Raw genomic sequence first — 11,905 nt, 5'->3', positions numbered from 1 at the left:
CCGGTGCGGACTCAAGCCGCACCGGCGAAACAAACGCTGTCATCAACTTTAGTCGACTCGGCGTGGCGCTGCGTTACATACCCGCTGACGTGGTACCGGTAGTGCCCGTCGAGCTGGGGTTCGAGCCGTTATTGCTGCTGACGTCCTGTTTGACCCGACTGGCCATTTCCTCGCCTTTGGCAGAGGCTTTCTGATAGCCCTCCTCTGCTTTGTGACGAAGTCGGTCGGTCATGCGATCGCTGGCCTCACCAAGCATTTCATCCTCGCGGCGGGATGGTGGGACCGAAGCGGCAATCAAAGCGCCGAGTGCAATGCCGATCGCACCGAGGGCTAAGGGTTGCTCCTGCAACAGCTGATTGAACCCGCCGCGCGCCCGGTCTGCACCACCGCGAAGTCGTGCGGATGCCTGGCGCCCCGAGTCGCTTGCGCGCGAGCGTGCGCTGCCCAACGACTCGGAAACGCTCTGCCCCATGTGGCTGGCCTTTTCCTTGATGCTGGCACCTTGCTGCTTGATGCCAGCTGTTTTCGCGGACAGCTTGTCGCCCATGGATGGGCCATTCGAGCCGGTGTTGTATCCCGTCGTGGTGACATTGGCGTGAGGCTGGCGATTCTGCCCGGCCATTAGCCAGATCAACCCGATCGAGGTGAGTACGGTAGGCACCGGATTGGCTTTTACCGTATTGGTCAGGTTGTTGAAAAACTCGCCACTGCCACCTTTGACGTAGCCCAGCGCGGTATCAATCAATTCGCCGGGAGACAGCTTGTTTTCAAGCGCGTGAACAATGTTGCCGATCTCGGTGCGCGTCTGATCAATCTCGCGCTCAAGCTCGTCCGGATCCTTCTGCGCTTCGGCATCAATCTGATTACGTGTGCTCATGATGTGTGCCCCTTCACAGCTTCTTTATCCTTGTTGACCGAATGAATGGTGCGCTCCGGCTTGAACGAAGAAGCCTGAAACTTCTTCTTGCCGGACGACACCATGATCAACCCGATAACCACCACGACCGCGCCAACAATCAGCGCGGCGAGCCAAGGTTCGACGACGTTGCTCAGCCCGTAAACAGCCGACATCAGCAGGACGATGAACCCGCCAAGAAGCACTGCACCACCGGTCGCGACGCTGGCAGCACCCGCTTTGGTCGCGCGCATCGACTCGCTGATCTCGGCCTTCGCCAGCGCCAGCTCCTTGGTAATCAAGGACGGCACCTCATGGGTCAGCTGTCGAAGCAGTCCACCTACAGAGGTGTCGTTTTCGACGCGATGTCCAGGCTCCAAGGTTGTGTTGGAAGTCGTGGTCGTTGTCGTTGTCTTACGTGCTTCGCTCATGGGAAAAGTCCTCCGTCGGTACCCTTGCCGTCGCGGCTGGTAGTCGAGCCTGTGCTGCTGGAGCCAGCATTTGACCCTAGACCCAGCCCACTGCTGGTGTTAGCACCTGTGCTGGAGCCCACGCCGCTGGAACCAGCGCCGAGACCTGCGCCTACCCCAGTAGCCGAACCGGTCCCTACACCAGTAGAGGTTCCGGAAGTGGGCCGGGAAGTGCTGGTTGCCGACGAAACACCTGCATTGCTAACACTACCGACAGAGCCCGGCTCGCCGGTGCTTAGGCGGTCGTTCAGCTCACGTTGATCGGAACCGTGATAGTTGCTGGAGCCGGTGATGGAACTGGGGCTGTCTTGATCGCCGTATTCGCCGTGGGTGGCGCGCTTGCTGGAAGCTCGTGCAAAACGAGTCAACCCAAAGCCCAGCGCAATACTGCCGGTAATAAACAGTGCAGGATTATTTCGTGCCATGCGATTTACATCCTGCAGCAGCTCGTCGACATTCTTGCCGCGCAGGCTGTCGGAGAACTGCACCATGCTTTGAGCCATGTCGGAGACATAGTTGGACAACCCAAGACGGTCCTGCCCTTCAAGCTCTTGCGCGGCGGCTTTAGCACTTTGGGCGACTTTCTCAATTTCATCAGCTGCGGTTTCCCGATAGCCTTCCAGCTGAGATTTGCCCTGGGTCTTCACCTGCTCGGCTGCTTGGCGGGCTTTTGCCTTGGCGTCTTCAGCTGCGTGACCAGCCGTACCGGAGCTTGTGTGAGTATTTTGGGAGGTACTGGAGGTATGACTTCCACTGGTACCCATTCCCGAATTTACCGAGCTGGAGCCGGTGGAGCCGGTTGTGGAATTGGGGCCGGTCTTGGGTAGGCCACCGTAACCAGTAATTTCGTCATCGGGTGTAGTCATTTGATTCACCTTTTATATGGCTTGGCCGGAAGACCACGGTCCGTAGGGACACAGCAGGAGCGGTGAGCCGCGAACTGTGCATTTTCGGTGCGCACATATATGGTGACCGGGCGTAAATTTTTGAGTTCCATATTTCAGGACCCCGGAAAGTTGCTTCTTAAAGTAAATTAAAGCTCAACTGGCAATGAATTTACCGAATGCCATGCGATGGCACTTTGCTGATCATTTCGTGCTATACCGCGCCAACTCTGGATTAAAGCGAAGCGGCAAAAACAAGCGAAGCGGGAGTATCAACAAGCGATGTATCTACCGCGAATTGGAAAACTCATCTCTAACTATATCCAGAGCGGAACCGCAGCCGACGAACTGCATCGCCGGCGTGGCTCAGCACGAATCACTGGACAATAAAAAACGGGCCCGAAGGCCCGTTCTTTATATTGTCGCCGTTGTTACAGCGGACCGATGGTGGAGCAGGTCCTTTTCGCAGCGGCATGCTTTTGCAGCGGAGCCAGCTGAGGACGATGCTTACCGCTCGTTACGTCCAGCGCCATGATGTTCTCACCCCAACGAGGACCGGCAGCCCAGTAGGTGCTTGGGATGCAGTTCGCGTTCAGGTATGCCAGCAGGTTGTCGGTAGCTACCACGGAAGACGGAGAGAAGTCGGGGATACCGTGCTCACCAAGGAATCCGCGCAGCTTGTTCGCCTTCAACCACTCGACCCAAGGCTTGACCCGCTCAACACCCAGCATCGGAGCGAAGGTTTCAGCGCGATCGCGGTAGGTGCCCGAGTAATCCTTGTCGAGGTACTGGTGTGCTTCATAGACCAGGTTGTTCTTCGGATCGCGCATCCACGGATCGTTGATCAGCGAGGTGTTGTACTTCTGCCAGTGGAACGCGCTGGAGTAACGGTCACCGGCGATCATGATCCACTTGGACGAATCGACCCTGCGAATAGCCTGACCTGCGGCCTGGGCTGTCTGCGGCCAGAGATTGTTGCCAGTGTTGTAGGGCTCGTTCATCAGACCGTAGCCATACAACGCCGGATGCTTGGACACCGCCACCGCAATCTTGCGCCAGGTTTCGGCGAACTGAGCGCGCGGGACTTCCGGCGAGTTGATCACCTTGCCGTAGTAACGGTAGTAGTTGTGCATATCAAGGATGACCTTGATGCCGTACTTCTGTGCGTAATCCAGCGACTGTTTGATGCGGCCGAGTTCGGCTGCGTTCAGCTCGGTGCCGAGCTTGGGCTGGATACGTTCCCAGAGGAAGCCCAGACGGATCAGCTTGAAACCAAGCCCGGCGTGGCGCTTGTAGTACGACTCGTCGGCATAGGTGTAGCCCTTGTTGTAGATACCGGGAACGGTGCCCGGATCGAATACACCCGAACCGAAGTTCACACCAACCAGATTGATACCGCTGCCATCGCTGACGACCGGAGCCGGAGCCGGAGCCGGAGCCGGAGCAGGTGTCGGGGCCGGCGCAGGAGTAGGAGTAGGAGTAGGAGCAGGTGTAACGGCCGCCGGAGGCGTGGTGGTACCCGTACCGGTGGACGCCACGCTGATGGTCTTTGGATAACCGACGGCACTGGCTGACAGCACGGTGCCTTTGAGCATGACAGAGAGATGAGCGCCGACGTCATAGACCGCAGCAACCGTCCGCACCTGGCCATCGGCCAGCTTGACTGATGCACCCACCACGAACGCGGCCTTGTTGGCACTGGTGTCCGGGATCGAGAAGCCAGCGGCCTTGCGATAGATGCCATTTTCCCAGTCGGAGTTGGTGAAGCTGTTCAGCCCGGCGGAGTATGTGGTGCTAGGGGCCGGAGCCGGAGCCGGGGCGCTCGGAGCAGTCGTACTCGGAGTGGTCGTAGCAGGAGGCGTAGTGGTGGCGACCACCGTGCTGACGGTGCGTGGCGCACCGACCTTACCACCGTCTAGCAGACCACCGTCGACGTAGACACTGATGTTCTTGCCGACCACATAGACCTTGCTGATCTTGCGGACCTGACCGTCTGCAAACTTGATCTGAACGCCGGGCTTGAAAGCTGCGATTGCGGCGGAAGTTGCCGGAATAGAAAGGCCGGCGGTACGGCGCCAAACGCCGTTCAGGAAATCGGTACTGGTGAACTTGTTGATTGAAGATGTGAAAGCGGCGGTAGCAGACGTGCTAGCTGATGTAGCGGCAGCCACTTCACCGGTGACAGTAACAGCACTGAATACTGCTGCGAGCGCGATAGAACGAACGAGTGCCTTAGGGGCGCCCATAAATACATTGGTAGACATGCAGTCTCTCCGGAACTTAATACTTCAAAAGGCCGAAGCCTTTAAACAAGTGGCGGGAGTTGTAATTAAGTCGTACAGGCGCTTGGGGCAGATGCATCACTCGCGCAACCGGACGAACCGCGTTGCAACAAACGCCGGATCACCAGTTAGTGAAACCCGGCAATCCGTTGCGTGGCGCCTTTATAATAGGTTTCTAAAACGATTCAAAATTTATTTGACGGGTTTAGATCGCCAACCCTACGTCACAATTTTGACCAGCCATTAATCCGCTATTAGTTCGTGGCCTAGTGCCAGTACCAAAAATAGGGTTTAATCCGCTTTAGCCCGTTCCGTTTATCTTTCATACAGCGTCATTTTTTTGAATTTTCGCCCTCAGTTCACTTAAGCCCGCTATGACTCGAGCCGACGAACGGTAGGCGTAAGGAAGCGCTTTTTCCGGTCGCTGATAGAGGAGGAAGCGACGCTTCCTTTCGAAAGCTCGCTGCTCTTTAGCGGCTCACGAGAAGGAGGATGCGATTCATGACCCAAGAACGATTCAAGGTCGGTGACCACGTACGTTGGAATTCGGAAGCCGGTCATGTAACGGGGCGGATCATTAAAGTGCACACCCGCGACACCGACTATAAGGGCCACACGCGACATGCCAGCCCTGACGAGCCTCAATATGAGATCGAAAGCGACAAGACCGATCACGTCGCAATGCACAAGGGCAGCGCGCTGAGCCGGGCGAAATGAGTTCGGCTCAGCCGCGGACAATCTGGACCATTGGTCATTCCACACGAACGCCCGAGGCCTTCATCGCATTACTGGAGCACTACGGCATCCAGGCAATCGCCGATGTTCGGCGCTTCCCAGGTTCGCGGCGATTACCGCAGTTCCTGTCGGCCACCTTGCAAGCCACGCTTGCCGAGAATGGTATCGCCTATGAATGGATCGAAGCGCTGGGCGGTCGCCGTCGGGCCTCGCCCGGGCCTAGCGCGAGTGCTTGGCGCAATAACTCCTTCCGCGGCTACGCCGAACACTTGCACACCGATGAGTTCGCCAGCGGGCTACGACAACTCTTACGCCTGGCTGCCGAGCAACCCACCGCGATGATGTGTGCGGAAGTGCTCTGGTGGCGATGCCACCGCTCAATGGTGTCGGACGTATTGAAACTGAGCGGCATCGAAGTACTGCACATCCAGGACGAGCAACACCTAACGCTGCACCCCTACACGTCGCCCGCAAGACTCGATCACGGCAAGCTGGTGTATGACGAAGACGTCGGCCAGCCACTTAAGACATCGGGGCCAGGCATTGACTGAGCGTGTGGACTACATAGGGATCGAGCGGACACAACTGACTAGCTCATGCACAGTGGTGCATCAGTAGGCTTAACGGTCGAAATGGCAGTTGGAATCGGCGATGGGAGTCAATGCGTTGCCTGCTACAAAAGCAGCGCACACGCACCAGAACTTTTTCTTTCGAGCGACTTCTTATTGCCGGATGCACTTCAAGCGTCATACCGAACGGTCAACTCGCGCATGACGCGCAGTACGGAACTGCACTGGTTGCGCAGGTAGCTCACTCACAAGGAAAGGAGTTCAGGTGCATAGTCTCCGTACCGGCAAACTGCTCGCAATCCGGCAACGGCTGGCGGGCGACGCCTCCACCAAAGTGTTCAAAGGTATGGCGACCCTTGCCGTCGGCAACGGCTTGGCCAGAATAGTTGGCCTCGCCTCCATCCCGATCCTCACTCGAATCTACAGCCCGGAGCATTTCGGCGTCCTGTCGATCTTTACCGCCCTGCTGCTGATTCTCACGCCGCTGATGACGCTGCGCTACGAACTCGCGGTTCCGCTGCCTAGCAGGGATGGTGCCGCCATGACGCTGATGGCGTTGGCTGCAGCCTTCGTTGCTGTGACAACGGTGTTGGTGAGTACTGTTCTTTGGCTTGCTGGCCCCGTCATGTTGACCAGCATCTCAATGGAGGCGCTGATTCCGTATCGCTGGATGCTGGCAGTGGCACTGGCAAGCGCCGGCTTTTACGAAGTCTTGTTGATCTGGGCGGTTCGCCGGCGCGCCTATGCGGCTATCGCTCGCACACAACTGCAGCAGAGCGCTGTTGGCTCGGTTGTCAAGGTAGTGTTGGGATTGCTGGGAATGAAGCCCCTAGGGCTTCTGGCTGGCCAGGTGCTGGGAGCTGGCGCGGGGACGTTCAAGCTGGTGCGGTTGTTCAGCGCGGATGTGAAGCGTTATTGGCGGCAGGTCACCTTGCAGCGGGCGTGGTGGCTGTTCAGGCATTACCGGAGTTTTCCAATCTACCGGCTGCCGTCGCAGCTCCTACAGATCTTTTCCAGCCAGGCGCCACTGCTACTGACTGCAGCTCTCTATGACCCGACAACGACCGGACAACTTGGGCTGGCAATGATGACTCTGGCTTTGCCTATGAATCTACTCGGTCACTCGACCAGCAAGGCGTACTACGCCGAAATCGCCACGATAGGACGTAAGCACCCTGCAGAAATCCGCACGCTGACCTATTCGGTGATTCAAAGATTGCTGTTACTCGCACTCGCACCAACGCTGCTGCTGTTGCTCTTCGGCGAGCGATTATTTGCGGTGGCGTTCGGCGCAGAATGGGCCGTGGCCGGTGAGATGGCGTCAATACTGGCGATCTATCTGTTGTTTCAGTTCATGCACGCGCCCGCTTCGCATCTGTTGTCGGTGTTCCAGGGGCAGCGGCTGCTACTGATGCTGAATGTGCAACGCGCGGTGCTTACCGCTGCCTGCTTTGCCATCGGGCACCTGCTTGGTCTACAGATTACCTCGGTTGTGTTGATCTACGCTGTCGCGCTCTCGGCGCACTACCTGTTCAGCCTGGCGATGACGCTACGGGTCATTCCTCGATAGGCGTCGTCGGCACCACCCTTCCCTGCTGCCGCGACCATCCATGGCGTGCAGCCGCAGCGGGACCGTTTCAGGGCTCGCGCTTGAGCGCATTCCAGCCGCCGACCCGGCGTGCACTGGAGAAGGCATTACGTGACAGATAAAAGAAGAACACCGGAATACCGATGGCATACCGCTTGAATAGCCGGCGCGGCTCAATGAGCATGCGGAACGCCCACTCCAGCCCCAGGCGGCGAAAGGCCACCGGCGCACGCGGAAAACGCTGCGCAGAGAAATCCAGAATGGCGCCGCCGCAAATCAGCAGCGCGCGCGTGTCCATGGCCTTTTGCAAATACAGCGCGACACGCTCCTGCTTGGGCATCCCCATCGCTAGCACGATGATCGGAAAGCGACCTGGCACGTGATGCTGCTGGTAGAACGCCTGGTAATCCTCAGGCGACTTGAAACCATCGATAGCGTGGAAATGCCTGTTGCCGAACAGGTTGCGCGCACCCTCGCTTAGCCAGGGCTCGCGGGTGCCCATGGCAAACAGCTCATAGCGATCGTGGGACTCGCCTATCAGGTCTTCGATCAATTCAGGGATGAAGTCCGACCCGTTGAGATTGGCCTTGGGATCACGCCCATTGAACGAACAGGCCATCTTGATGCCAATCCCGTCGCGCAGCAGATAGTTGACCTGCAGAAAGCTATCCAGCACCGCAGGCTGACGTTGCGCGATGTTGTAGCCGTGCTGATTGAGAAAGCCAAGAATCGTGGGCGACTCGCGCTTTTTCAGCTCAGAGATGAAAGGCCCGGTATCCGACTCATCCAGTAGTTTCAGCTTCCCTATCAAAGGATCCATCCTTTTGGTGAGGGGATTTTTCATAAATAAGTTCTCTGTTTGTAACTGTGAAAGTTGTTGGCACTAGACAGCAACCCTGGCCGTCGGGCGCCGCCAAGCGGAAAGATTCGCCTGACAAAATGAACAATGTTTGCCGACACCGGACAAACGAAGCAGCCGTAGCCGCGGCATCGTCCCAATGAGCAGAAAGAGGTAGTGAGATGTTAAGGACACACAGCGCTTTGAACCGATCAAAAGGAATACTCCTCGGACTCACGGTTGCGCTCTGGAGTGCCGCTGGTCATGCGGAAAATATCGATCTGGTTGGCTTGAACATTGGCGGAGCCGCATTTTCCGGCAATGTCATCCCCGGAAAATATAAAACAAATTATTTCTTCCCCGCGCCTGGCTACTTCGCCAAGTGGAAAGCCAAGGGTATCGAGACCATCCGCTTCCCCATCATGTGGGAACGTCTGCAGCCAGCGCTGAATGCCGAACTTGATGAGAACTATGCAGAATTGATCGACCAGACTTTGCAGCAGGCTGCCGAATATGACATGCGAGTCATCCTCGACATTCATAACTACGCGCGTTATCGCAAGCAGATAATCGGCACTGAGGCCGTGCCAATATCGGCCTATACCGATCTGCTCGAGCGTGTTGCCAAGCGCTGGAAAGATGAAAAAGGTCTTTACGCCTACGACATCATGAACGAGCCACATGGCGCCGATGACTATTGGCCGGCTGCCGCTCAGGCTGGTATCGACGCCATCAGAAAACATGACCAGAAACGGCCCCTGCTCATCGAAGGCAACTTCTGGTCCAGTAGCTATCGCTGGCCTAAATTCAATGATCCGCTGCTGCAACTGAAAGACCCCGCCGACAAATTGATATTTTCTGCTCACCTGTACATCGATAAACATGGGAGCGGACACTACAAAGAGCCGCTGGAAAAAAACTTCGACACCATGCTGGGTGTCAAGCGAGTCAAACCCTTCGTCGACTGGCTGATCAAGCATGACAAACAAGGCCATATCGGTGAGTTTGGCATTCCCGCCGATGAACCGCGTTACCTTGAAGCCATGGATAACCTGCTGGCTTACCTTCAGGACCACTGCATTCCCATTACGTACTGGGCAGCAGGTTCCTCGTGGGGCAAATACAAACTGTCCGTCGAACCCACCAAGGATGGCCAAGATCGCCCGCAGTGGGAGGTCCTCAGCAAATACGTCGGTCAGGGCAACTGCAGTCGCATTGGACCTAACCACTGACCGCATTACCGGTATAGCAGGCTGGTTGCACCTCTCCGGTACAGCCAGCCTCCCGTTCAGCTCTTCGATGAAGGCGCGACTGGCGCCCATTTGCTCAAGATCGACTTGGCCTTACGGACCAGTTTTGCCTTCAGGCTGTGAGTTTTTCGCAGCGCGTTGGACTTGAGGTTATAGACCTGTCCAGGCACATACATCTCGTTGGTCTCGATGCAGTACACCGGCTTGCGACTGAGCTTCATGATTTCGACGGCCTGCTTGACTTCGCTCTCGACGAACAACCGTGTCAGCGGTTGCTTGGCATAGACTTCCGCCTTGAACTTGTGATGAATATTCAGACGCCGGCGCTCTTCGGCAGTCGGAAGATCCAGCATATGCAGCGTTCCGTATTGCACGCCGTTACGCTCCAGCCACGCTTCCGTTTCGGCGCGATACTTCTCCAACCGGCTGGTTACCAGATGCGCGACCTTGACTGAAGGAATGAACAACGGGCGTGTACAACTGAGGAAGTCCCGATATTTCGGCCCATCATCATTTTCCTCGTTGGTCGGATCGACACAGAGCACGCCGTCTATATCCAGACACGCCTGGGCCAGGAATGGATGGTGCATGATGTTCCACTCGAACACCCGAGGCTGCTCCACAAGCTCCAGATACATGTCGACGTGGTGGCGATTGTGCCGCTCGGCAAACACCGCCATGGTCAGAACCTGACCGCCATAGATGGCGCGGACCTGTTCATCCGCCGCACGCATCGACTTGGCCGAAGAAATGCTGTCGTCTACCAGCAGAATCTTTTTCGCATCCCTTGGCTTCACCAGTTCGGCGTGCTTGTAGGTCCGGGTGCTACCTTTCTTCAGGTCGTCGTTGCGCAGGAACGAGTAGAGATCCGTCAGCGGTAGATTCTGTTTCAGCGCAATGATGCTGGCGACCAACATCCCGCTCCTGGGTATGCCGACAATCAAGTCGACATCGTTGGGAATTTTGCTGGCACATTCGGTACTCAGCCGCGACAGATCATTCAGGCTTCGGTAATTCATCCAACTCTCTCCTGCGCCCTGTTCTTTTGACAGTCCATTCTTGCTGGATCGCCTGCGGTTTTTAACGCCCTAACGAAGAACGCCATTGCTTGGTATGCGTGTGCACGTAATGCAACATATAAAGCGCCAACGCATTGGGTTTGGAAAACTTCAAGAAGCGCTTCCTGATATCCATGTCTTCACGAATCGCCTCGAAGCGCCTTTTATGCGACACACCGGTTGTATCGAATATGCACAGCGGAAACGGCAGCTGTAGAACTTCAGCCTGTAAATCCAGGCCTTGAAGAAATTCAAGAAGCAAGCAGTAATCGGCAGACAGCTTGTAATCCAATCTGAATTTATACTGTTGCAGCCGCTCGTTCTCGAAGTACATCGTCTGATGGCTGGCAGGCAGACCAAGCGGGGCGCGCTCGATGGGGCGAGCGCTGGTGAGTTTCAACTCACCGCTGGCTTCCTTGCGATAGAAATCGCCATAGATAAACTTCGGCTTGACTGTGACTTTCGTCAGCTCGTCGTTAATCCTGGCGAGTACTTTCGGGTCGGCGAACGAATCGCCACTGTTCAGGAATAGGGTATAGCCGGAAGTTTTAACGGCCCGCTGGCGCCCTTTTTCCATGGCGTCATAGATGCCTTTGTCCGGTTCTATCGTAATCTCAGCCTGGCTGTCATCCAGATTTCTAAGCCACTCACCGCTGCCGTCCTTTGATGCACCGTCGATCACGATCCAGCGGAAGTTACGGTAAGTCTGGCTGGCCAGGCTCCGATAGGTTTCCTTCAGGCCATCAAAATTATTCCAGTTTATAGTTACGATACTGAAACTGACCATAATTCACCTGTTCTAGATTTGCATTGAGCGGAGCATCCGCCGTTTGTAGCTTGGCGTAATAAAGGAAGAACGCAGCAGCCATTCCATACACGTCGCCGGAAAACGTCAGTGCGTTGGACAGTGTGATATTCAACATACTGACCACGAATGACAGTTGTAATGCGGCAAGAAGATTGCCTTTGTCCGAACATTGCCGCATGACCCAGATAAAGCCGCCATAGAACAGCAGGACCACGACCGGCGTCAGGAAACCGTAGCGATAATAAACCCCGAATATCCCCACGTCGGCCAAATAGAAGTGCGAGTTATATATCCTCGAGAAACCACCGTTCCATTGCAGCGAGAGCGCACCCATGCCGAAGTAATTGTTGGCGCTGATTGCTTCGAGAATTACCGAGACAGTCGTGTCACGCACACTGGGACCGGATGTTGCGTCGAAGAGCAAGGCCTCGAAGCGTGCGAACTGCTCCTGATAGAACTCCGGAACCAGTAGATACGAGACCACCAGAACGGCAACGCCAAGCGCACTCAGCTTCATCAACGAGTCGA

11 protein-coding genes and 1 pseudogene are annotated in these 11,905 nt (G+C 56.2%); 4 read left to right on the top strand and 8 right to left on the bottom strand.

The window, feature by feature from the left end:
* Positions 1 to 73: 73 nt before the first annotated feature.
* From PSTU_RS0117635 to PSTU_RS0117620, 4 genes are all read right to left on the bottom strand, one after another.
* The gene (locus tag PSTU_RS0117635) at positions 74 to 877 is read right to left on the bottom strand and encodes a DUF3618 domain-containing protein (protein WP_019342338.1); all 804 of its coding nucleotides are present in this window, start codon (positions 875 to 877) and stop codon (positions 74 to 76) included.
* On the bottom strand, positions 874 to 1,326 hold the full coding sequence (locus PSTU_RS0117630; protein ID WP_019342337.1) for a phage holin family protein: 453 nt from the start codon (positions 1,324 to 1,326) through the stop codon (positions 874 to 876). The genes PSTU_RS0117635 and PSTU_RS0117630 overlap by 4 nt, the downstream gene beginning before the upstream one ends.
* Positions 1,323 to 2,231, bottom strand: a complete 909-nt coding sequence (locus PSTU_RS0117625; protein WP_019342336.1) for a hypothetical protein — start codon at positions 2,229 to 2,231, stop codon at positions 1,323 to 1,325. Before PSTU_RS0117625 ends, PSTU_RS0117630 begins: the two co-directional genes overlap by 4 nt.
* Positions 2,232 to 2,680: 449 nt before the next feature.
* On the bottom strand, positions 2,681 to 4,513 hold the full coding sequence (locus PSTU_RS0117620) for a glycoside hydrolase family 5 protein (RefSeq protein WP_019342335.1): 1,833 nt from the start codon (positions 4,511 to 4,513) through the stop codon (positions 2,681 to 2,683).
* A 510-nt stretch (positions 4,514 to 5,023) separates the two neighbouring features.
* Here PSTU_RS0117620 and PSTU_RS0117615 point away from each other — a divergent pair.
* From PSTU_RS0117615 to PSTU_RS0117605, 3 genes are all read left to right on the top strand, one after another.
* The gene (locus PSTU_RS0117615; RefSeq protein ID WP_019342334.1) at positions 5,024 to 5,248 is read left to right on the top strand and encodes an HVA1 family protein; all 225 of its coding nucleotides are present in this window, start codon (positions 5,024 to 5,026) and stop codon (positions 5,246 to 5,248) included.
* Positions 5,245 to 5,817: a DUF488 family protein gene (locus PSTU_RS0117610; protein WP_019342333.1), complete on the top strand. Its 573-nt coding sequence runs from the start codon at positions 5,245 to 5,247 to the stop codon at positions 5,815 to 5,817. The genes PSTU_RS0117615 and PSTU_RS0117610 overlap by 4 nt, the downstream gene beginning before the upstream one ends.
* Positions 5,818 to 6,100: 283 nt before the next feature.
* Entirely contained in the window at positions 6,101 to 7,405 is a 1,305-nt protein-coding gene (locus tag PSTU_RS0117605) for a lipopolysaccharide biosynthesis protein (protein ID WP_019342332.1), read from the top strand.
* Between the two features lie 67 nt (positions 7,406 to 7,472).
* Here PSTU_RS0117605 and PSTU_RS20975 read toward each other — a convergent pair whose 3' ends face one another.
* Positions 7,473 to 8,243: a WecB/TagA/CpsF family glycosyltransferase gene (locus PSTU_RS20975; protein WP_019342331.1), complete on the bottom strand. Its 771-nt coding sequence runs from the start codon at positions 8,241 to 8,243 to the stop codon at positions 7,473 to 7,475.
* 221 nt (positions 8,244 to 8,464) lie between these two features.
* Here PSTU_RS20975 and PSTU_RS0117595 point away from each other — a divergent pair, with 221 nt between their 5' ends.
* Positions 8,465 to 9,493, top strand: a complete 1,029-nt coding sequence (locus tag PSTU_RS0117595) for a glycoside hydrolase family 5 protein (RefSeq protein WP_019342330.1) — start codon at positions 8,465 to 8,467, stop codon at positions 9,491 to 9,493.
* Between the two features lie 56 nt (positions 9,494 to 9,549).
* On the opposite strand, the gene PSTU_RS0117590 is transcribed toward PSTU_RS0117595, so the two are convergent.
* The 3 genes and pseudogenes from PSTU_RS0117590 to PSTU_RS0117580 form a co-directional block, all read right to left on the bottom strand.
* Positions 9,550 to 10,530: a phosphoribosyltransferase family protein gene (locus tag PSTU_RS0117590; RefSeq protein WP_019342329.1), complete on the bottom strand. Its 981-nt coding sequence runs from the start codon at positions 10,528 to 10,530 to the stop codon at positions 9,550 to 9,552.
* A 61-nt stretch (positions 10,531 to 10,591) separates the two neighbouring features.
* The gene (locus tag PSTU_RS0117585; RefSeq protein WP_029404849.1) at positions 10,592 to 11,356 is read right to left on the bottom strand and encodes a glycosyltransferase; all 765 of its coding nucleotides are present in this window, start codon (positions 11,354 to 11,356) and stop codon (positions 10,592 to 10,594) included.
* Positions 11,319 to 11,905 (bottom strand): annotated as a pseudogene (locus PSTU_RS0117580) (hypothetical protein); the annotation flags it as partial. The gene PSTU_RS0117585 and the pseudogene PSTU_RS0117580, both read right to left, overlap by 38 nt.

Source organism: Stutzerimonas stutzeri SDM-LAC, assembly GCF_000235745.1.
GTDB classification, from domain to species: domain Bacteria; phylum Pseudomonadota; class Gammaproteobacteria; order Pseudomonadales; family Pseudomonadaceae; genus Stutzerimonas; species Stutzerimonas stutzeri_H.
Note: the sequence above shows the minus strand (reverse complement) of the source record. Positions and strands in the feature narration are given on the sequence as shown.

Coding starts and splice junctions, on each gene's coding strand:
- PSTU_RS0117635 (WP_019342338.1), bottom strand. CDS start 877: ATGAGCACACGTAATCAGATTGATGCCGAAGCGCAGAAGGATCCGGAC.
- PSTU_RS0117630 (WP_019342337.1), bottom strand. CDS start 1,326: ATGAGCGAAGCACGTAAGACAACGACAACGACCACGACTTCCAACACA.
- PSTU_RS0117625 (WP_019342336.1), bottom strand. CDS start 2,231: ATGACTACACCCGATGACGAAATTACTGGTTACGGTGGCCTACCCAAG.
- PSTU_RS0117620 (WP_019342335.1), bottom strand. CDS start 4,513: ATGTCTACCAATGTATTTATGGGCGCCCCTAAGGCACTCGTTCGTTCT.
- PSTU_RS0117615 (WP_019342334.1), top strand. CDS start 5,024: ATGCGATTCATGACCCAAGAACGATTCAAGGTCGGTGACCACGTACGT.
- PSTU_RS0117610 (WP_019342333.1), top strand. CDS start 5,245: ATGAGTTCGGCTCAGCCGCGGACAATCTGGACCATTGGTCATTCCACA.
- PSTU_RS20975 (WP_019342331.1), bottom strand. CDS start 8,243: ATGGATCCTTTGATAGGGAAGCTGAAACTACTGGATGAGTCGGATACC.
- PSTU_RS0117590 (WP_019342329.1), bottom strand. CDS start 10,530: ATGAATTACCGAAGCCTGAATGATCTGTCGCGGCTGAGTACCGAATGT.
- PSTU_RS0117585 (WP_029404849.1), bottom strand. CDS start 11,356: ATGGTCAGTTTCAGTATCGTAACTATAAACTGGAATAATTTTGATGGC.